Origin of the sequence: Klebsiella sp. K-Nf6, assembly GCF_002806655.1 — a bacterium.
Taxonomy (GTDB): Bacteria; Pseudomonadota; Gammaproteobacteria; order Enterobacterales; family Enterobacteriaceae; genus Klebsiella; species Klebsiella variicola.
Window position 1 is genome coordinate 120,133 of record NZ_PIBN01000010.1, and the last position, 20,087, is coordinate 140,219.

The following is a 20,087-nucleotide window of genomic DNA, read 5'->3' on the forward strand; positions in this document are numbered from 1 at the left end:
AAACACATGAAAACAGAACAACTGATCCCTCTCTGCCGCCGCTATCACGCCATGCTGCTGCATAGCGACGAGCAGACAATAGCCATTGCGGTGGTCGATACCCCACCGGCGGAACTGATGGAGGCGCTGCGCTTCGCGACGCAAAAGCGAATCGATATTGAATGCTGGAGCCAGGAACAGATGGACAAGCGTCTGCAGGCCCAGGAAAAGCAGGCGCAACTGGCGCAAAATGCGGGGCCAGAGAATATTGCCGAACGGGTCAACCAGATCCTCGAACAGGCTCTGCGTCAGCGGGCGTCCGATATTCATATCGAACCCACGGAAACGCATTTACGCATCCGCCTGCGGGTCGATGGCGTCCTTCACGCCCTGCCGTTGCTGGCCCCCGAGCTGGCCGCACCGGTTATCGCGCGACTCAAGGTGATGGCCAGTCTGGATATCGCCGAGCATCGTTTACCACAGGATGGTCAGTTCGCGCTGAACCTCGGCGGACGACCGCTCTCCTTTCGCATCGCCACTCTGCCCTGCCGCTATGGCGAAAAAATTGTCCTGCGTCTTCTGCATCAGGTTGACCAGGCCCTGGATCTGGAGGCCCTCGGGCTCTCCTCTTCCCAGCTGGCGGCCTTTCGCCAGGCGCTGAATCAGCCGCAGGGTCTACTGCTGGTCACCGGCCCGACCGGAAGCGGTAAAACGGTGACCCTCTACAGCGCCCTCCAGGCCAGAAACCGGGAGCAAGTGAACATCTGTAGCGTTGAGGATCCGCTGGAGATCCCCATCGCCGGGATGAATCAGACGCAAATTAATCCGCATTCCGGACTCACCTTTCACAGCGTACTTCGTGCCCTGTTACGCCAGGATCCGGATATTGTCATGGTGGGCGAGATCCGCGATGCCGAGACCGCTGAAATCGCGCTCAAAGCCGCTCAGACCGGCCACCTGGTGCTTTCCACCCTGCACACCAACTCCACCAGCGAAACCCTTACTCGCCTGCAGCAAATGGGCATTGCCCGTTGGATGATATCTTCAGCGCTCTCGCTGGTTATCGCCCAGCGCCTGGTCCGCAAGCTGTGCCCCCACTGTCGGCGCAATGTCGGTAGCGCCGCCGACCTGCCGCACAGCCTGTGGCCGCGCCCGCTGCCGCGCTGGCAGGCGGCTGGCTGCGAACACTGTTATCACGGGTATCACGGCAGGCTGGCGCTATTTGAGGTCATGCCTGTCACCCCCGGGTTACGCCAGGGAATAGTCCAGGGGCTGAATGCCATTGAGATTGAATCTCTGGCGCGAGCCGCGGGGATGATGACGCTTTTTGAAAGCGGCTGTCAGGCTATCGAACAAGGGCTGACCAGCCTTGAAGAGGTGGTGCGGGTGCTGGGGATCCCCCATGGCGACTAAACGTCTCTGGCGCTGGCGCGGTATCGATGCGCACGGCGCCCCGAGCCAGGGGATGCTATGGCAAACCAGTCGTCTGGAGGTGCTGCATCACCTGCAGCAGCAGCACGTCATGCCGCTGGCCGTGCGCCGCTGTGCAGTGAAGTTGAGCCTCTGGCACCCTCGCTACAGCAGCGAAACGATCCGTCAGCTCGCCACCTTGCTGCAGGCCGGCCTGCCGCTGGCGGACGGTTTATCGCTACTGGCGCAGCAGCAACCGCACGCCCAGTGGCAAGCCCTGCTTGAGGCTCTGGGCCGCGAGCTGGCTCAGGGTGTAGCTTTCTCTACCGCGCTGGCGCAGTGGCCGCAAGCCTTTCCGCCACTTTATCTGGCGATGATTAGCACCGGCGAACTGACAGGCAAGCTTGATATCTGCTGCCTGCAGCTGGCCAACCAACAGCAGGAGCAGCAGAGGCTCGCCGGCAAGGTCAAAAAAGCGCTGCGTTACCCGCTGATTGTGCTCGCCCTGGCGCTGCTGGTGGTGCTGGGAATGCTCTATTTTGTCCTGCCCGAGTTCACCGCCATCTACCAGACGTTCAGTACGCCGCTGCCGCTGTTGACGAGGATGGTCGTTGCGGCAGGCGACATGCTCAGTCGCGGCTGGCCGCTACTGCTGGCCCTTTTCCTGAGCCCGCTGCTGCTCAACCAGCTGGTCCGGCGGCGTAGCGACTGGTTGCTGCGTCGCCAGCGGCTGCTGAACGCGCTCCCTCTCATCGGCCCCCTGATCGGCGGCCAACAGCTGAGCCTGATCTTCACCGTCCTGGCGTTAACCCAAAGCGCCGGTATTAGCTTTCTGCAGGGTTTGCAAAGTGTGGAAGCAACTCTGTCGTGCCCGCTCTGGCGCCAGCGCCTGGCGCAAGCCCGTACGCTGATAGCCCAGGGGGAACCGATTTGGCAGGCGTTAAGCCGGTGCGGCGGTTTCACTCCGCTGTGCCTGCAGCTCATCCGTACGGGTGAAAGCGCGGGGGCGCTGGATCAGATGCTGGAAAATCTGGCGCGCCATCATCGAGAGCAAACGCATCAGCGAGCCGACAGTCTGGCTGCGCATCTCGAACCCCTCATGCTGGTGATAACCGGCTCACTGGTCGGCATCCTGGTGGTGGCGATGTATTTGCCCATTTTTCATCTGGGCGATGCCATTGGTGGGGCGGGAGGGTGAGAAACGCTGGCGCAGCACAGGCGCCAGCGAAGCCGATTACAGGCTATTGAATATCCGGTTCTCTTGTTCCTGAACGCGGATAAAGGTCGTCCGTTTGGTCAGCTCTTTCAGACGCGAAGCGCCAACATAGGTGCAGGCTGAACGCAGGCCGCCAAGGATATCGCGAGCAGTATTGTCCACCGGGCCACGCAGCGGCAGCTTAACGGTTTTCCCTTCCGCCGCGCGGTATTTCGCGACACCGCCCACATGGCGCGTCATCGCCGACTCGGAGCTCATGCCATAGAACAGCATGAATTTTTCCCCGTTCTCTTCAACGATAGTTCCGCCGCTCTCTTCATGGCCCGCCAGCATGCCGCCGAGCATCACGAAATCGGCGCCGCCGCCGAAAGCTTTCGCCACATCGCCCGGCATGGTGCATCCGCCGTCGCTAATGATCTGGCCGCCCAGGCCATGTGCCGCATCAGCGCACTCGATCACGGCGGAGAGCTGCGGATAGCCGACGCCAGTTTTGACGCGGGTAGTGCAGACGGAACCTGGGCCAATCCCGACTTTCACAATATCGGCGCCGGAGAGGATCAGCTCTTCGCACATTTCACCGGTGACCACGTTCCCGGCGATAATGGTTTTCTGCGGCCAGGCTTCACGGGCTTTCGCCACAAACTGCACAAAGTGCTCAGAGTAGCCGTTAGCCACATCGATGCACACAAAGTTCAGCTGCGGATTCTGAGAGAGGATCTGTTGGGTCTTTTCGAAATCGGCATCGGAAGTGCCGGTGGAAACCATCACATGCTTGAGGACGTCTGCGGATGCGCCCTGTACAAACGCCTGCCATTCCTCAACGGTGTAGTGCTTGTGTACCGCAGTCAGAATACCAAAAGTGGCCAGCGCTTTCGCCATACTGAAGGTGCCGACGGTATCCATGTTGGCCGCAATAATTGGCACACCGGACCAGGTCTGGCCTGAATGTTTAAAAGTGAATTCACGTTCCAGCTCAACATCAGAACGGCTTTTGAGAGTAGAGCGTTTCGGGCGGATAAGAACGTCTTTGAAACCAAGCTTCAGATCTTCTTCAATACGCATGTGCGAATTCCTGGGGTTAATTGCATTATTGTGAGAGCACAACTCCAGTGACGTTATCATACGCACGAATCAGGCCTGCGCAAGACTGCGATTTTCACTTTTTTTACGCTACAATCGTATAAATTTACCTGGTGAATGGAGAAAAAAGCACTTATGCCTTTCCTCGCCAGCGTATTATTTTTAACCATTTGATTTGCTTGATTAAAAGAAACAGAATAGTGGGCGGCGATCCCGGTTGACACGTGACTATCACGATATGATCACTATCACCTCTCCGACGTGCGGCCAGTCATCGCTGTCTGAATGCAAAAAATACGAGCAATCCGTTTCAGGGTCAGAAGATATGGGGTACACAGTCGCGTTAACAGGTGGGATCGGCAGCGGTAAAAGCACTGTCGCCGACGCCTTCGCGCAGCTCGGGGTTAACGTTGTTGATGCCGATGTTATCGCCCGCCAGGTGGTCGAACCTGGCACCCCAGCGCTTCAGGCCATCGCCAGCCACTTTGGGTCGCAGATGATTGCCCCCGACGGCACGCTGAACCGCCGCCTGTTGCGGGAAAAAATTTTTGCTCACGTGGAGGATAAAGCCTGGCTTAACGCGCTGTTACATCCGCTGATCCAGCAGGAAACGCGCCGCCAGATGCAGGCTGCTACCTCCCCTTATCTCCTCTGGGTCGTACCTTTGCTGGTCGAAAACCGCCTGTCCGGCCAGGCCGATCGCGTACTGGTCGTCGATGTGCCAAAAGAAACGCAGATCGAACGCACCATGCTGCGTGACAAGGTCAGCCGCGAACATGCTGAACATATTCTTGCCGCTCAGGCCACGCGCGAGCAGCGCCTGGCAGTCGCGGACGATGTTATTGAAAACACTGGCACGCCGAATGCAGTGGCATCGGATGTTGCCCGCCTGCACGAAAAGTATTTAACGCTGGCATCGCAGGCCGCCTCACAGGAAAACTCGTAATGCATACCCCCGTTCTGTTTGAACATCCTCTTAATGAGAAAATGCGTACCTGGCTGCGCATCGAATTTCTGATCCAGCAGATGGCTTTCCATCCGATGATTGCCACTCATGCCGATGCGCTCCATTTTTTCCGTAACGCCGGCGATCTCCTGGATGTGCTGGAGCGTGGCGAGGTGCGTACCGACCTGGTTAAAGAACTGGAGCGCCAGCAGCGCAAGCTCCAGTCCTGGGCAGAAGTGCCGGGCGTCGATCAGGAGCGTATTAACGAGCTGCGCCAGCAACTGAAACAGTCCTCCAGCACCCTGATGGCCGCGCCGCGTATTGGTCAGTTTCTGCGGGAAGATCGCCTGATTGCGCTGGTGCGTCAGCGCCTGAGTATTCCAGGCGGCTGCTGCAGCTTCGATTTACCGACCCTGCATATCTGGCTCCATATGCCACAGGCGCATCGGGACGAGCAGGCGGCCAGCTGGCTTACCAGCCTCGATCCGCTGGTACAGTCCCTGAACCTGATCCTCGACCTGATCCGTAACTCTGCGCCGTTTCGTAAACAGACCAGCCTCAATGGTTTTTACCAGGATAATGGCGATGATGCTGACCTGCTACGCCTGCGCCTCGATCTGGCTCACCAGCTGTATCCGCAGATCTCCGGCCATAAGAGCCGTTTCGCCATCCGCTTCATGCCGCTGGATAGTGAGTATGGGATCGTGCCGGAGCGCTTTGATTTTGAACTGGCCTGCTGCTAAGGAGATAACATGTCTGAAGAGACCATCGTCAACTGCCCGACCTGCGGCAAAAACGTGGTGTGGGGCGAGCAGAGTCCCTTTCGTCCATTCTGCAGCAAGCGCTGTCAGCTGATCGACCTGGGAGAATGGGCCGCAGAAGAGAAGCGTATCCCCAGCGCGGGCGATCTCTCCGACAGCGATGAATGGAGTGAACAGCAGCCCTGATTTACCGACATGCTAACCCGATAATTATCGGGTTAGCATCGTAGCCTGATGCTCAGCCCTGGGCGATGAGTTTGCTGATAACCGGTTCATTCGCCGGGGGGAACGCCTCTGGATCCAGTGTTTGTCCCGCCATCCACCGCCCCGGCTGCCCCTCTTTCCCCCATGGCTCACCTTGCCAACTTTCCACGAGGAAAAACCACAGCGTAATATGGCGGTCGGGGAACTGATATTCCAGCTTATCAAATAGCGTTGCAGACCTTACCGTAATCCCAACCTCTTCCTGCAGCTCGCGAATCAGTGCCTGCTCCGGCGTCTCATCAGATTCAATCTTCCCTCCCGGGAACTCCAGCTTATTCGCCATATGGGCATCAGCGGCGCGCTGGGTAATAAAGATTTCGCCTTGCGGATTGCGAATTATCCCGACGGCGATTTGCAGTTTTTTCATTGAATCAGCTCCATAAAAAAGGCGCAGAATTCTGCGCCTTTGTTTTTTTATCAGGCCTTAGCTCAGACGGCCGTGGCACTGTTTGTACTTTTTACCAGAACCGCACGGACAGGGATCGTTACGCCCCACTTTACGCTCGCCGGTTTGTGCCGCCAGATCCTCGGCTGCGGCCTCATCATCGCTCTGATGACTGAGCTGCTGCATCTGCGCCAGGCGCTCGGCCTCTTCACGACGCTGCTGCTCCATCGCTTCAACTTCTTCCGGCATCCGCACCTGAACTTTGCTCAGGGTGCTGATCACTTCATACTTCAGTGACTCCAGCATCGCAGCAAACATAGAGAACGATTCGCGCTTGTACTCCTGCTTCGGATCTTTCTGCGCATAGCCGCGCAGATGGATACCCTGGCGCAGGTAGTCCATCGCCGCCAGATGCTCTTTCCACAGGGAGTCCAGGGTCTGCAGCATCACACCTTTCTCGAAGTGGCGCATCATCTCGGCGCCGACCACTTCTTCTTTACGCTGGTAGGTTTCTACCGCGCTCTGCAGAATACGTTCACGCAGGGTCTCTTCATGCAGCTCCGGCTCTTTATCCAGCCACTCTTTGATCGGCAGATCGAGGTCGAAGTCGTTTTTCAGACGCTCCTGCAGGCCTTCAATATCCCACATCTCTTCCAGTGACTGCGGCGGAATATGCGCATCGATAGTCGCTTTAAAGACATCTTCGCGGATGCTGTTGATGGTTTCGCTGACATCAGACACGTCCAGCAGTTCGTTACGCTGAGTGTAGATCGCGCGGCGCTGGTCGTTGGCCACATCATCATATTCCAGCAGCTGCTTACGAATATCAAAGTTACGGCTTTCCACTTTACGCTGGGCGTTGGCGATAGCCTTAGTCACCCATGGGTGCTCGATGGCTTCACCCGGTTTCATCCCCAGTTTGCGCATCATGCCGGACACACGATCGGAGGCGAAGATACGCATCAGGGCATCTTCCATCGACAGGTAGAAGCGGGAAGAACCGGCATCACCCTGACGACCCGCACGGCCACGCAGCTGGTTATCGATACGGCGTGATTCATGACGCTCAGTACCGATGATGTGCAGACCGCCTGCGGCCAGAACCGCATCATGGCGCACCTGCCAGTCCGCTTTGATTTTTTCAATCTGTTCCGGCGTCGGATTTTCCAGCGCGGCGACTTCCGCCTGCCAGCTACCGCCGAGCATAATATCGGTACCACGACCCGCCATGTTGGTGGCAATGGTCACCGCGGCAGGGTAACCCGCCTGAGCAACGATATCCGCTTCGCTGGCGTGGAACTTGGCGTTCAGGACGTTGTGCTTAATGCCGGCTTTGGTCAGCTCGCGCGAAACCACTTCGGATTTTTCGATCGAGATAGTACCGACCAGCACCGGCTGACCAGCAGCGGTACGATCTTTAATATCTTCGATTATCGCCTGAATTTTTTCCGCTTCGGTCATATAGACCAGATCCGCCATGTCCTTACGGATCATCGGACGGTTGGTCGGCACGACAACGGTATCCAGCTTATAGATAGAGCTGAATTCGAAGGCTTCGGTATCCGCTGTACCGGTCATCCCCGCCAGTTTCTCGTACAGGCGGAAGTAGTTCTGGAAGGTGATAGAGGCCAGCGTCTGGTTCTCGTTCTGGATCTCCACGCCTTCTTTGGCTTCAACCGCCTGGTGCAGACCATCGGACCAGCGGCGGCCTTGCATCGTACGGCCAGTGTGCTCATCGACGATGATAACTTCGCCATCTTTAACGATGTAGTCAACGTCGCGGGTGAACAACGCATGGGCACGCAGCGCGGCGGTCACGTGGTGCATCAGCATGATGTTGGTCGGGGAGTACAGCGACTCACCTTCTTCCATAATGCCTTCCTGGACCAGCAGCTCTTCGATCAGTACCAGACCGCGTTCGGTCAGGTTAACCTGGCGGGCTTTCTCATCAACGGAGAAGTGGCCTTCACCGGTGAAGGTATCCGAATCCTCTTTTTCCTGACGGATCAGGTGCGGGATGATTTTGTTTACCTTGCGGTACATTTCAGAGCTGTCTTCCGCCGGGCCGGAGATGATCAGCGGGGTACGCGCTTCGTCGATCAGGATGGAGTCCACCTCATCCACCAGCGCATAGTGCAGTTTACGTTGAACGCGCTCTTCCGGGCTGAAGGCCATGTTGTCGCGCAGGTAGTCGAAGCCGTATTCGTTGTTGGTGCCGTAGGTAATATCGGCAGCGTAGGCTTCACGCTTCGCCGGCGCTGGCAGACCGGACATATTGATGCCCACGCTCATGCCAAGGAATTCGAACAGCGGACGGTTGTTTTCGGCGTCACGCTGCGCCAGGTAGTCGTTGACGGTGACCACGTGAACGCCTTTACCGGTCAACGCGTTGAGATACGCTGGCAGGGTCGCAGTCAGGGTTTTACCTTCACCGGTACGCATCTCGGCGATACAGCGATCGTTAAGCACCATACCGCCCAGCAGCTGGACGTCGAAGTGGCGCATGCCGAACACGCGCTTACTGGCTTCACGAACGACGGCAAAGGCTTCCGGGATCAGGTTTTCCAGCACTTCGCCTTTTTCCAGGCGCGCGCGGAATTCAGCAGTTTTCGCTTTCAGCTCGTCATCAGAAAGTTTTTCCATCGCCGGTTCCATACCGTTGATGATATTGACAACTTTGCGCATACGACGCAGCGTACGGTCGTTACGGCTGCCGAAAACCTTGGTTAACATTTTAATAAGCATAATAAAATCTCAAACGCCCCGCGGTGCGGAGTCACAAAAAATAGGATGGTCCGTGGTTATTTTCAGCTGAGACGTTGAGGCCCTGCGCGGATCCCCGCCACCTGGCTAATCCAGGCACTCACGCGGAACGCAGAATATGAGGAAGGGATGTAAGCCACCTGGCGGATCACCACCGGCGGCGTACTGTCCTGGGTCAGCAGCGCGCTGAGCGTATCGAGCAGCGCCAGATGCTGGGCCTGCAGCGGGGACGACTCTTCCGCCACCGGCAATGCCTGCGGCGCCATCGCGAAGGAGAGATGACGAATGACGGTGCGAATGGCGTGCTGATGCCAGTAGTCGACGGTAAAGTTTGGCCGACGATTGCTCTCCAGCAGCGCCAGCTGGGAGAAATTGACTTTGCTCGGATTGTGGTTGCTGGCCGTCGCCTTCGCCGGCGTCGCGGTTTCATGGCTGTTGCTAAGCGCGGGCAGGCCAAAGCTGGCCGCGACCATCCCCAACAGGAGATGCGGCCAAAAATACCGTCTGCCAAACTGTCGCCAGCGCGTCAGCAATCCACTCACTTTTATTACCTTTCGTTGGTATACCCGTTATCGTTCAGGCTGCCTCTTAATTAGCGTTTTTTGCAGGACACCCTGACATCCACGGGGTAAAGCAACCCGGAGAAATAGTTTTGCGCTCAAATACTAACATTATTACCGCGCTGAGGCAGCATGAATGAAGGCGATTGCCCGGGGAAAACGCTTAATAAAACAGCGAACGCACGCTAATTATTGCCCGGCAATCACTGCGAAAAATAACTGGAAGGGGTTATAAAAGAAAAACGACTGGTTCCCTGGTCGGAGAGAGTACCAGGTTACCAGTCGAATTTACTGAATGGTCAGGCTTACGCCAGAACCATCGACGGTGCGCGGAACGCCATAGGCAGTTTTGCGTCGTCTTCGAAGGTCACATACTCCCAGGCTTCCTGTTTTGCCAGGACCGCCTGCAGCAGTTTGTTATTCAACGCGTGACCCGATTTGTACGCCGTGAATGCGCCGATAATGTTGTGACCACACATAAACAGGTCACCGATCGCATCCAGCATTTTGTGGCGAACAAATTCGTCTTCAAAGCGCAGACCGTCTTCGTTCAGTACGCGATAATCGTCAACAACGATGGCACAATCGAAGCTGCCGCCCAGGCACAGGCCGCGGGACTGCAGATATTCGATATCGCGCATGAAACCGAAGGTACGCGCACGGCTAATCTGACGCATGAACGCATCGGCCGAGAAGTTCAGCGTATAGCGCTGGGTGCTGGCATCAATCGCCGGATGGTTAAAATCGATGGTGAAATCCAGCGAAAAACCATTGTACGGTTTGAATTCAGCCCATTTGTCGCCATCTTCGACGCGAACAGTCTCTTTGATACGGACAAATTTCTTGGCGCAGTTCAGTTCATCGATGCCGGCGTCCAGCAACAGATAAACGAACGGAGCCGCACTACCGTCCATAATCGGGATTTCCGGTGCATCGACTTCAACAATAATGTTGTCGATACCCAGGCCAGCCAATGCGGCGTTCAGGTGTTCAACCGTAGAAATCCGCACGTCATGCTCATTAACCAGGCAAGTACAGAGCATGGTATCACGCACAGATTTGGCATCAGCCGGAAAATCTACCGGTGGATTCAAGTCGGTGCGACGATAGATGACCCCGGTATTTGCCGGCGCAGGGCGTAACGTCAGTGTGACTTTCTTGCCGGTATGCAAACCGACACCAGTCGCCTGAACGATACGTTTAAGAGTCCTTTGTTTGATCATCGTATAATCTCGCCAATTTACCTATCCAACCGAAGTGTACACCACTATCGGGAGGCCAGTTTAGCACAAAGAGCGCAGATGCCCAACTTCCAGTCGATTCTTAATCGGCTTGCTTACGCAGGAAGGCTGGGATATCCAGATAATCCGGCTCTTTCGCGGTTTGCGGCGTATTGTCGTTCACCACTTTTGCTGCCGGCTTCTGCTCTTGCGTCAGCGGCGACATGCCGTGCTGCTGGTAGCGATCCATCACCGGCTGCTGAACCTGTTTGTTGGTCACCAGGGTAATTTCCGGACGCTTGTCCATGCCGATACCGGTCGCCACCACGGTCACGCGCAGCTCGTCGTTCATATCCGGGTCCAGAGAGGTACCGATAACCACGGTCGCGTTATCCGACGCAAAGGCACGGATGGTGTTACCCACGGTTTCGAACTCATCCAGACGCAGGTCGAAGCCCGCAGTGATGTTAACCAGTACGCCGCGCGCGCCGGACAGGTCGATATCTTCCAGCAGCGGAGAAGAGATAGCCATTTCAGCCGCTTCTTCCGCACGGTCTTCACCACTCGCCACGCCGGAGCCCATCATCGCGTAGCCCATTTCTGACATCACGGTACGGACGTCCGCGAAGTCGACGTTCATCAGGCCCGGACGCGTAATCAGTTCGGCGATACCCTGCACCGCGCCTTTCAGTACATCGTTTGCCGCGCCGAACGCGTCGAGCAGAGAAATACCACGGCCGAGTACTTTCAGCAGCTTGTCGTTCGGGATGGTGATCAGTGAGTCAACGTGCTTGGACAGCTCGGTGATCCCCTGCTCAGCAAACGCCATGCGCTTCTTGCCTTCAAAATTAAACGGCTTCGTGACCACCGCAACGGTGAGGATACCCAGATCCTTCGCCACTTCCGCAACCACTGGCGCCGCACCGGTACCGGTACCGCCGCCCATGCCAGCCGCGATAAACACCATGTCTGCGCCATCAAGGGCCGCACGCAGCGCTTCGCGGTCTTCGTCCGCCGCATTACGGCCGACTTCCGGGTTCGCGCCAGCGCCCAGACCTTTGGTAATACCGCTACCGATCTGGATAGTCTGGCCAACAGCCGTTTTACGCAGCGCCTGCGCATCGGTGTTCACCGCGAAGAATTCAACACCCTCAATGCGCTCGCGCACCATGTGTTCAACGGCGTTACCGCCGCCACCACCGACGCCGATGACTTTAATCACCGCGTCGTTGGTCAGTTCCATAGGTTCAAACATAGTTTCTCTCCGTCTTGTGCCTGTCGCCTGAGAACGCTAATTGTCTGCGTTCTCTTAAAAAATTAAAACTCTTTTCGCAGCCAGCTGTTGAGTCGTTTAATCCACGAGCCCACTGACGCCGTCACGCGTTTTTCGACTTCCGCTTCACCACTCAAATGTGACTCTTTGCCGTAGTGCAGCAGCCCAACCGCCGTCGAATAATACGGCTCCTGGGCGTAATCCGTTAAACCGGTGATGTTCAGCGGCGCGCCAATACGCACCTGGGTATGGAAAACCCGCTGCGCACAGGCCGCCAGGCCTTCAATTTGCGCCGCGCCGCCGGTTAACACAATCCCTGCCGCCAGATGATGTTTGACACCCTGCTGGCGGAGCTGTTCCTGCAGCTGCAGGATCTCTTCGTTGACCAGATTAAGCAGCTCGGTATAGCGCGGTTCAATCACCTCTGCCAGCGTCTGACGCTGCAGGCTGCGCGGCGGACGTCCGCCTACGCTCGGGACTTCGACGTTTTCGTCTTTACCGACGATGGAACCTAATGCGCAACCGTGACGAACCTTAATTGCTTCGGCATCGCTCGGCGGCGTACCAAAGGCATAGGCGATATCGCTGGTCACCACGTTCCCGGCATACGGGATCACTTTGGTATGACGCAGCGCGCCGCCGGTATAGACGGCGATATCCATTGTACCACCACCGATGTCCACGACGCAGACGCCCAGCTCACGTTCGTCTTCTGTTAATACCGAATAACTGGCCGCTAACCCGGCGAAAATAAGTTGGTCAACTTTCAGACCGCAACGTTCCACCGCTTTAACAATGTTTTTCGCCATATCGTTATGGCAGGTAATCAGATGCACCTTCGCCTGCATACGCACACCAGACAGCCCTACCGGATTTTTAATCCCTTCCTGGTAGTCGATGGCATATTCCTGCGGAATGACGTGCAGGACGCGATGTTCATCGCGGACGCGAACCGACTTCGCGGTGTGGACCACGTTCTCAACGTCATCCAGCGTCACTTCTTCTTCCGAAATCGGTACCATCCCGATTTCATTCTGACAGCTTATATGTTTACCCGAAAGTGCCAAATAAACTGATGAAATCTGGCAATCCGCCATCAGTTCGGCCTGGTCGATGGCGCGCTGTACGCATTTCACCACCGACTCGAGGTCGTTCACACCGCCTTTATCCATACCACGTGATGGGCAACTGCCCACGCCGATGATATTAATCATGCCGTCGGGCAGAACTTCCCCTACTAAAGCGGCCACCTTAGCGGTGCCAATCTCCAGTCCAACTACCAGTTTTCTGTCCGTCGCCTTGATCATTGTTGTTCTGCCTGTGCCTGATTCTGTTGTTGATTAGTTTCCTCTGCGGGAGCAGGTACCCAGCCCACTGCCGCACCCGAGTCATAACGCAAATCAACGTAGCTAATCCGTTTGCCGTCGGTCTGCGCCTGCTGCTGAAGAACCGGGTAGAGTTCCATAAAGCGCTGAAGCCGTTTCATGGTATCGCCACGGCCAAGGTTGAGCTTAATGTCATTATTAAGCGTCAACTGCCAGGAGCGACGGGCGGTCATCGCCGCCACTTTCAACGTGAATTTATCCTTTGCCAGCACCTGCCCCATGTCACGATACCCTTGCAGCACTTCGTTCTCACTGCCTTCCGGGCCGTATAACATCGGTAAATTCTGTTTACTGGTGCGATCCGCCGGTACGCTGAAGGCATTTCCTTCTGCATCCACCATATGTTGATCATTCCAGCGCGCAATCGGCACATATTCAACCAGATGAATCTTCAATTCATCGGGCCACTGCTTACGGACGCTCGCCTGCTTAATCCACGGCAAGCGTTCAATTTGACTCTGAATGATGTTCACATCCTGAGTCATAAAAGTACCTGGTGAACCCAACGCCAGAATCGCCTGGCGGATGTCATCATTGCGCGTATAGTGACGCTCGCCGGTCACCACCATCTTCGACAGCGGCAAGCGCTGCGCATCTTCCATCCAGCCAAGAACCATCCACCCGCTGACCAGCACGGTAAACAGCACCGCCAGCAGGAAAACGATCCCTGCCAGCCGCGTTCCATTACTCCGACGCGAAGAAGAAACGTCCTCTTCATGGTTCCGCGTATTCAGCGCAGCCTGCGACATATCACCCCGCCAGGTCCAGAATTCGTACAACAAGCTGGGAGAAGCTCATTCCTGCCTGACGCGCCGCCATCGGTACAAGGCTATGGCTGGTCATGCCCGGGGAAGTATTTACTTCCAGCAGATAAAACTGGCCATCGCTGTCCAGCATCACGTCAATACGGCCCCAGCCTTTACACCCCAGAACATTCCAGGCTTTAAGCACCAGGCTCTGGATGTCTGACTCACGCGCGGGATCTTCAAATCCAGGGCAGAAATATTGCGTCTCATCAGACAGATACTTCGCCTCATAATCATAGAAGGTTCCCGCGGCCTGGATACGTATTGACGGTAAAATTTCTTCACCGACGATGGCGACGGTAAATTCCGGCCCACTAAGCCATTTTTCGACCAAAACTTCATCATCATGCTGAAAAGCCAGCGCCAATGCACTCGGTAAATCGCAGCTTTCGCTGACTTTCGACATCCCGACGCTGGAGCCTTCACGGCTCGGCTTGATGATGACCGGCAGGCCCAGCGCCGCAATCTGTTGTTCAACAGCAGCAGAAAGTCCTGCAGTAAACTGTGCGCGGGTCAGCGCGACCCACGGCGCGACCGGTAATCCCGCCCCCTGCCACAGCCATTTGCTGCGCAGTTTATCCATCGACAGCGCGGAGGCCATCACCCCGCTGCCGGTATAAGGCAACTGGATCAGATCCAGCAGCCCCTGCAGCGTGCCATCTTCCCCGCCGCGGCCATGTAGGGCAATAAACGCTTTCTTAAAGCCCAGATTTTTTAACTGGGTAATATCGACGTCGCGCGGGTCGATCGGATGAGCATCCACTCCGCCTTCGCGCAGCCCGGCCAGCACCGCGGCGCCTGAATTCAGCGACACTTCACGTTCAGCGGAGGTTCCACCGAAAAGCACCGCGATTTTATCAGCCATGGCGCTCTTCCTCCGTTTTTTGCGGAGCCAGTTTGATTTCAGCCAGGTGACGGGCAATTTTTCCGATATTGCCCGCGCCCTGCACCAGCACTAAATCGTTACCGGTCAGCACCGACGCCAGCATCTCCGCGGCCTGGGCCGGGTCAGAGACCAGGATCGGGTCAACTTTACCGCGACCGCGAATGGTACGGCACAGTGAGCGGCTATCGGCGCCCGGGATCGGCGCTTCACCCGCCGGATACACATCCAGCATCAGCAGCGCATCGACCTGGGTCAGCACGTTGGCGAAATCGTCATACAGATCGCGGGTACGGGTATAACGGTGCGGCTGGAACAGCATCACCAGATTTTTATCCGGCCAGCCAGCGCGCGCGGCTTTGATGGTGGCGTCCACTTCCGTCGGGTGATGTCCGTAGTCATCAATAAGCATCGCACTGCCCGACTTGCCGTTGACTTCCGCCAGCGGAAACTCGCCAAGAAAATCAAAGCGGCGTCCGGTTCCCTGGAAACTTTCCAGCGCGCGCAGGATCGCCTGGTCGTCAATCCCCTCTTCCGTCGCTACGGCCACCGCCGCCGCCGCGTTCAATGCGTTATGGCGTCCCGGGGCATTGAGCGTGACCTGCAGGATCTCTTTATCCTGACGCACCAGGCGGAAATGACCTTGCGCCCCAAGCTGACGGTAATCCTCAACGCGAACGTCGGCGTCGTCGCTAAAACCGTAGGTGGTGATCTGCCGGCCGACGCGCGGCAGCAGTTCACGGATCACCGGATCGTCCACGCACATCACCGCGCGTCCGTAGAACGGCAGGTTGTGCAGGAAATTAATAAAGGTCTGCTTCAGATTCTCGAAGTCGCCATGGTAGGTATCCATATGGTCGGCTTCGATGTTGGTCACAATCGCGACCATCGGCTGCAGATGCAGGAACGACGCATCACTCTCATCCGCTTCCGCAATCAGGTAACGGCTATGGCCGAGACGGGCATGCACGCCCGCCGCTTTCACCAGCCCGCCGTTGACGAAGGTCGGGTCAAGTCCGGCTTCCGCGTAAATACTTGAAACCATCGCGGTGGTGGTGGTTTTGCCGTGGGTTCCGGCAATCGCGATCCCGTGACGAAAGCGCATCAGCTCCGCCAGCATTTCCGCACGGCGGATCACCGGGATGCGCGCTTCGTGTGCGGCAACGATTTCCGGGTTATCCGCAGAAATCGCGCTGGAAACGACGACAACGCTGGCATCGCGCACGTTTTCCGGGCGATGGTTGAAATAAATAGTGGCGCCAAGCTGCGACAGCTGTTGGGTTACCGGATTCGGCGCCAGGTCGGAGCCGCTGATCTGGTAACCTTCATTAGCCAACACTTCGGCAATACCGCCCATACCGGCACCGCCGATGCCGACAAAGTGAATGTGCCGGACGCGACGCATCTCGGGCACTATGGAACGCAGTTTTGCCAAATCTTGTGTATTCATTCTTTACGCCATCAACTTCTGTCATTCGGGCGGTGAAAATCACCGCAATTAGCGCGCCAAAGCTACGGCGCTGACCTCTTCTGCTACTCGCTCGGTAGCGTCCGGAATCGAAGCGCCACGCGCTCGTTCCGCCATATCCAACAGCGTTTCCCGATCCCAGCTCGCCAGGGTTGAGGCAACCGCCTCTACCGTGAACTCAGGCTGTTCGAGAATTTTCGCCGCGCCGGCTTTCTCCAGCGGCAGCGCATTCCAGTACTGCTGACGATCTTTGTGCTGGAACGGTACAAACAGCGCCGGTAAACCGGCGGCAGCGATTTCGCTGACCGTCAGCGCGCCGGAACGGCAAACCACGACATCTGCCCAGGCATACGCCGCGGCCATGTCATCAATAAATTCCGTCACTTTATGCTGCGGCTGCCCCGCAGCGGCATAGGCCTGCTGCACGGTTTGCTGGCCGCCTTTACCGCTCTGGTGCCAGATGGTCACCGCATCGCCAAGCTTCGCCGCCACCTGCGGCATGGTCTGGTTCAGGACGCGCGCGCCCTGAGAGCCACCGACCACCAGCACGCGAATCGGTCCATGACGCCCCACCAGACGCTGACCCGGCAGCGGCAGCGCCAGTACGTCGGTGCGCACCGGGTTCCCGACAACGTCCGCATGCGGGAACGCACCGGGAAACGCCTGCATCACTTTCTTCGCAATCTTCGCCAGCCACTTGTTAGTCAGGCCGGCAATACCGTTTTGCTCGTGGAGGACCACCGGGATCCCCAGCGACCACGCCGCCAGACCGCCAGGTCCGGAGACATAGCCGCCCATGCCCAGCACCACATCCGGCTGGAAACGCTTCATGATCGCTCGCGCCTGACGCCAGGCGTTGAAGATACGCACCGGCGCCAACAGTTGCGCTTTTATCCCTTTGCCACGCAGGCCGGAGATACGGATAAAATCAATCTCGATGCCGTTTTTCGGCACTAAATCCGCTTCCATACGATCGGCGGTACCCAGCCAGCGAACCTGCCAGCCCTGGTCCATTAAATGGTGCGCGACCGCCAGCCCCGGGAACACATGCCCACCGGTTCCGCCCGCCATCACCATCAACCGCTTTTCCTGACCGCTCATCGAACACCCCGCGTAAACGCCTGGGCTTTTTCCAGACGCGTTTCATAATCAATTCGCAACAACAACATGATGGCTGTCGACATAATCAGCAGACTGGAACCACCATAACTGATCAGCGGCAGCGTCAGACCTTTGGTCGGCAGCATTCCCGCCGCCGCACCGACGTTAACCAACGCCTGGAAGCTAAACCAGATACCGATGGCACAGGCGAGGAAGCCGGAGAAGCGATGGTCGATCTCCAGCGCTTTACGGCCAATCGACATGGCGCGGAAAGCGACGAAGAATACCATTAAAAGCGCCAGTACCACACCGATATAACCGAGTTCTTCGCCGATAATGGCGAAGATAAAGTCAGTGTGCGCCTCCGGTAAATACTCCAGTTTTTGCACCGAGTTACCGAGGCCCTGCCCCCACATCTCGCCGCGGCCGAAGGCCATCAGCGACTGGGTCAGCTGGTAGCCGCTGCCGAAGGGGTCTTCCCACGGGTTCCAGAAGGAAGTCACGCGGCGAATACGGTACGGTTCGGCGAGGATCAACAGGACCACCGCTGAGATACCCATGCCGATAATGGCGATGAACTGCCACAGCTTCGCGCCGGCGAGGAACAGCATCGCCAGCGTGGTGACGAACAGCACCACCACCGTACCGAGGTCAGGCTGCGCCAGCAGCAAGATCGCCAGCACGAAAATCACACCCATCGGTTTTAAGAACCCGCGCAGGTTGTTACGCACTTCGTCGGCTTTACGCACCAGATAGTTGGCGATATAGCAGAACAGCGACAGCTTGGTGAACTCCGCCGGCTGAATACGCAGCGGGCCAAGGGCGATCCAGCGCGATGCCCCGTTTACCGAGCTACCCACCACCAGTACGATCAGCAGCATCACAATTGAGGCAATCAGCATCGCGGTACTGTGGCGTTGCCAGAAGTCCATCGGCAACCGCAGCGTCACCAGCGCCAGGACAAAAGCCAGCACGATGTACAGGCCATCACGCTTGGCAAAAAGGAAAGGATCGCTCGCCAGGCGCTGTCCCACCGGCATTGACGCAGAGGTGACCATGATAAAGCCGATCGCCGCCAGGCCGAAGGTCAGCCACAGCAGCATCCGGTCATACATCACCAGACTGTCGTTATCTTTCGGGCGCGAGCCCATCACCCAGCCTTTCAGCGCGGCGAACAGCCAGGCGAAGATAAACATCCCCGGCAGTCGCGGTAGTCTCAACCGAGGCAAGCTCAGCTGCGGCATTCTCAGGCGTGGGAGAGAGAAACGCATCAACCTAACTCCTTCGCCAGACGGGCAAAAATATCGCCCCGTTGTTCAAAGTTCTTAAACTGATCCAGGCTGGCGCAGGCTGGCGACAGGAGGACCATATCGCCCGCTTTCACCAGGGGAGCAATCTGACGCATCGCCTGTTCCATGGTCTCAGTTTGTACCGCCACGTCCGGACGCAGCTCAGCGAGTTCGGCACCGTCGCGACCAAAGCAGTACAGGCGAATACGATCGCCGCCAAGGTAGCGCTTCAGCGGAGTAAAATCAGCGGACTTGCCGTCGCCGCCCAGCAGCAGATACAGCGTGCCATCCAGCTGCAGGCCGTTCAGCGCCGCCTCGGTGCTGCCGACGTTGGTCGCCTTTGAATCGTTAATCCAGCGGACGCCGTTGTGATCCAGCACCAACTGGAAGCGATGCGCCAGGCCGGTGAAGGTAGTCAATGCCTTCAGGCTGCTGGCCCGAGGCAGGCCTGCGGCATCGGCCAGCGCCAGCGCCGCTAACGCATTGCTGTAGTTATGCTGCCCGGTGATGGACATCTCTTTCACGTTGAGCACTTTCTCACCTTTGACCCGCAGCCAGGTTTCGCCCTGCTGGCGGTTAAGGTGGTAGTCACCGACATCGACACCAAAGCTGATGCAGCGATCGTCCGCGCCGCGTACCGGCATCGTGAGCGCATCGTCCGCGTTCACCACGCAGGTTTTTGCATTCTCGTAAATTCGCAGCTTCGCCGCACGATACTGCTGCAGCCCAAGCGGATAGCGGTCCATATGATCCTCAGTCACGTTGAGGATGGTTGCCGCCACAGCCTGCAGGCTGGAAGTGGTTTCCAGCTGGAAGCTGGAGAGCTCCAGCACATACAGCTCACGATCGGTGTCCAGCAGCATCAGCGCCGGCAGGCCGATATTACCACCCACGCCGACGTTAACCCCGGCCGCTTTCGCCATCTCGCCCACCAGGGTAGTGACGGTGCTTTTACCGTTAGAGCCGGTAATGGCGATAATCGGCGCCTGCGCTTCGCGGCAGAACAGTTCGATATCGCCAACGATTTCTACGCCAGCATCGGCCGCCGCGTTCAGGGAAGGATGGGCCAGCGCGATCCCGGGACTGGCGACAATCAGATCCGCCGCCAGCAGCCAGGTATCATTGAGCCCGCCAATATGGCTCTCGACCGATTCGGGTAGTTTATCCAGCCCCGGAGGCGCGACGCGGGTGTCCATTACACGCGGCGTCACGCCGCGCGCCATGAAAAAGTCCACGCATGACAGGCCGGTCATACCCAGCCCAATAATGACGACTTTTTTACCCTGATAATCTGCCAT

The 20,087-nt window shown here is 57.3% G+C and carries 18 protein-coding genes; 5 read left to right on the plus strand and 13 right to left on the minus strand.

Going from position 1 to position 20,087, the window contains the following annotated elements:
* Positions 1–6 precede the first annotated feature (6 nt).
* Positions 7–1,392: a type II secretion system protein GspE gene (gspE, locus tag CWM61_RS17505; RefSeq protein WP_100631621.1), complete on the plus strand. Its 1,386-nt coding sequence runs from the start codon at positions 7–9 to the stop codon at positions 1,390–1,392.
* Complete coding sequence (gene hofC / locus CWM61_RS17510) at positions 1,382–2,587, plus strand: protein transport protein HofC (RefSeq protein WP_100631622.1); 1,206 nt, start codon at positions 1,382–1,384, stop codon at positions 2,585–2,587. The genes gspE and hofC overlap by 11 nt, the downstream gene beginning before the upstream one ends.
* Before the next feature lie 36 nt (positions 2,588–2,623).
* Here the strand turns inward: hofC and CWM61_RS17515 are convergent, their stop codons facing one another.
* Complete coding sequence (locus tag CWM61_RS17515) at positions 2,624–3,667, minus strand: GMP reductase (RefSeq protein ID WP_008807421.1); 1,044 nt, start codon at positions 3,665–3,667, stop codon at positions 2,624–2,626.
* Between the two features lie 343 nt (positions 3,668–4,010).
* Here CWM61_RS17515 and coaE point away from each other — a divergent pair, with 343 nt between their 5' ends.
* Genes coaE through yacG form a run of 3 tightly spaced genes read left to right on the plus strand, consistent with a single transcriptional unit; the run spans position 4,011 to position 5,578 of the window.
* Positions 4,011–4,631 carry a dephospho-CoA kinase gene (coaE, locus tag CWM61_RS17520; RefSeq protein WP_100631623.1) on the plus strand — a complete coding sequence of 207 codons (621 nt, stop codon included), beginning with the start codon at positions 4,011–4,013 and terminating at the stop codon, positions 4,629–4,631.
* Complete coding sequence (gene zapD / locus CWM61_RS17525) at positions 4,631–5,374, plus strand: cell division protein ZapD (RefSeq protein WP_100631624.1); 744 nt, start codon at positions 4,631–4,633, stop codon at positions 5,372–5,374. The genes coaE and zapD overlap by 1 nt, the downstream gene beginning before the upstream one ends.
* Before the next feature lie 9 nt (positions 5,375–5,383).
* Positions 5,384–5,578 (plus strand): DNA gyrase inhibitor YacG, encoded by a 195-nt coding sequence (gene yacG / locus CWM61_RS17530; protein WP_061155758.1) that lies wholly within the window; start codon positions 5,384–5,386, stop codon positions 5,576–5,578.
* Positions 5,579–5,630: 52 nt separating this feature from the next.
* Here yacG and mutT read toward each other — a convergent pair whose 3' ends face one another.
* The 12 genes from mutT to murD form a co-directional block, all read right to left on the minus strand.
* Positions 5,631–6,023 (minus strand): 8-oxo-dGTP diphosphatase MutT, encoded by a 393-nt coding sequence (mutT, locus tag CWM61_RS17535; RefSeq protein ID WP_061155759.1) that lies wholly within the window; start codon positions 6,021–6,023, stop codon positions 5,631–5,633.
* 57 nt (positions 6,024–6,080) lie between these two features.
* A complete protein-coding gene (gene secA / locus CWM61_RS17540; protein ID WP_061155760.1) occupies positions 6,081–8,786 on the minus strand; it encodes a preprotein translocase subunit SecA in 2,706 nt (901 codons plus the stop codon).
* A 62-nt stretch (positions 8,787–8,848) separates the two neighbouring features.
* Positions 8,849–9,346 carry a secA translation cis-regulator SecM gene (secM, locus tag CWM61_RS17545; RefSeq protein ID WP_061155761.1) on the minus strand — a complete coding sequence of 166 codons (498 nt, stop codon included), beginning with the start codon at positions 9,344–9,346 and terminating at the stop codon, positions 8,849–8,851.
* Between the two features lie 323 nt (positions 9,347–9,669).
* On the minus strand, positions 9,670–10,587 hold the full coding sequence (lpxC, locus tag CWM61_RS17550; RefSeq protein WP_002888632.1) for a UDP-3-O-acyl-N-acetylglucosamine deacetylase: 918 nt from the start codon (positions 10,585–10,587) through the stop codon (positions 9,670–9,672).
* 100 nt (positions 10,588–10,687) lie between these two features.
* Positions 10,688–11,839 carry a cell division protein FtsZ gene (gene ftsZ, locus CWM61_RS17555; RefSeq protein WP_002888628.1) on the minus strand — a complete coding sequence of 384 codons (1,152 nt, stop codon included), beginning with the start codon at positions 11,837–11,839 and terminating at the stop codon, positions 10,688–10,690.
* A gap of 62 nt (positions 11,840–11,901) precedes the next feature.
* Positions 11,902–13,164, minus strand: coding sequence for a cell division protein FtsA (gene ftsA, locus CWM61_RS17560; protein ID WP_004204343.1), 1,263 nt, complete (start codon positions 13,162–13,164; stop codon positions 11,902–11,904).
* Complete coding sequence (gene ftsQ / locus CWM61_RS17565; RefSeq protein ID WP_004204342.1) at positions 13,161–13,991, minus strand: cell division protein FtsQ; 831 nt, start codon at positions 13,989–13,991, stop codon at positions 13,161–13,163. Before ftsQ ends, ftsA begins: the two co-directional genes overlap by 4 nt.
* Position 13,992: 1 nt before the next feature.
* Entirely contained in the window at positions 13,993–14,913 is a 921-nt protein-coding gene (locus tag CWM61_RS17570; protein WP_074386865.1) for a D-alanine--D-alanine ligase, read from the minus strand.
* Entirely contained in the window at positions 14,906–16,381 is a 1,476-nt protein-coding gene (murC, locus tag CWM61_RS17575; RefSeq protein ID WP_100631625.1) for a UDP-N-acetylmuramate--L-alanine ligase, read from the minus strand. The genes CWM61_RS17570 and murC overlap by 8 nt, the downstream gene beginning before the upstream one ends.
* Before the next feature lie 48 nt (positions 16,382–16,429).
* Positions 16,430–17,500 carry an undecaprenyldiphospho-muramoylpentapeptide beta-N-acetylglucosaminyltransferase gene (gene murG / locus CWM61_RS17580; RefSeq protein ID WP_008807432.1) on the minus strand — a complete coding sequence of 357 codons (1,071 nt, stop codon included), beginning with the start codon at positions 17,498–17,500 and terminating at the stop codon, positions 16,430–16,432.
* Positions 17,497–18,771, minus strand: coding sequence for a cell division protein FtsW (gene ftsW, locus CWM61_RS17585; RefSeq protein WP_061155763.1), 1,275 nt, complete (start codon positions 18,769–18,771; stop codon positions 17,497–17,499). The genes murG and ftsW overlap by 4 nt, the downstream gene beginning before the upstream one ends.
* Complete coding sequence (murD, locus tag CWM61_RS17590) at positions 18,771–20,087, minus strand: UDP-N-acetylmuramoyl-L-alanine--D-glutamate ligase (RefSeq protein WP_061155764.1); 1,317 nt, start codon at positions 20,085–20,087, stop codon at positions 18,771–18,773. Before murD ends, ftsW begins: the two co-directional genes overlap by 1 nt.

Bases quoted from the DNA above. Each gene is read 5' to 3' on its own strand.
- gspE (WP_100631621.1), top strand. From the start codon at position 7: ATGAAAACAGAACAACTGATCCCTCTCTGCCGCCGCTATCACGCCATG.
- hofC (WP_100631622.1), top strand. From the start codon at position 1,382: ATGGCGACTAAACGTCTCTGGCGCTGGCGCGGTATCGATGCGCACGGC.
- CWM61_RS17515 (WP_008807421.1), bottom strand. From the start codon at position 3,667: ATGCGTATTGAAGAAGATCTGAAGCTTGGTTTCAAAGACGTTCTTATC.
- coaE (WP_100631623.1), top strand. From the start codon at position 4,011: ATGGGGTACACAGTCGCGTTAACAGGTGGGATCGGCAGCGGTAAAAGC.
- zapD (WP_100631624.1), top strand. From the start codon at position 4,631: ATGCATACCCCCGTTCTGTTTGAACATCCTCTTAATGAGAAAATGCGT.
- yacG (WP_061155758.1), top strand. From the start codon at position 5,384: ATGTCTGAAGAGACCATCGTCAACTGCCCGACCTGCGGCAAAAACGTG.
- mutT (WP_061155759.1), bottom strand. From the start codon at position 6,023: ATGAAAAAACTGCAAATCGCCGTCGGGATAATTCGCAATCCGCAAGGC.
- secA (WP_061155760.1), bottom strand. From the start codon at position 8,786: ATGCTTATTAAAATGTTAACCAAGGTTTTCGGCAGCCGTAACGACCGT.
- lpxC (WP_002888632.1), bottom strand. From the start codon at position 10,587: ATGATCAAACAAAGGACTCTTAAACGTATCGTTCAGGCGACTGGTGTC.
- ftsZ (WP_002888628.1), bottom strand. From the start codon at position 11,839: ATGTTTGAACCTATGGAACTGACCAACGACGCGGTGATTAAAGTCATC.
- ftsA (WP_004204343.1), bottom strand. From the start codon at position 13,164: ATGATCAAGGCGACGGACAGAAAACTGGTAGTTGGACTGGAGATTGGC.
- ftsQ (WP_004204342.1), bottom strand. From the start codon at position 13,991: ATGTCGCAGGCTGCGCTGAATACGCGGAACCATGAAGAGGACGTTTCT.
- CWM61_RS17570 (WP_074386865.1), bottom strand. From the start codon at position 14,913: ATGGCTGATAAAATCGCGGTGCTTTTCGGTGGAACCTCCGCTGAACGT.
- murC (WP_100631625.1), bottom strand. From the start codon at position 16,381: ATGAATACACAAGATTTGGCAAAACTGCGTTCCATAGTGCCCGAGATG.
- murG (WP_008807432.1), bottom strand. From the start codon at position 17,500: ATGAGCGGTCAGGAAAAGCGGTTGATGGTGATGGCGGGCGGAACCGGT.
- ftsW (WP_061155763.1), bottom strand. From the start codon at position 18,771: ATGCGTTTCTCTCTCCCACGCCTGAGAATGCCGCAGCTGAGCTTGCCT.
- murD (WP_061155764.1), bottom strand. From the start codon at position 20,087: ATGGCAGATTATCAGGGTAAAAAAGTCGTCATTATTGGGCTGGGTATG.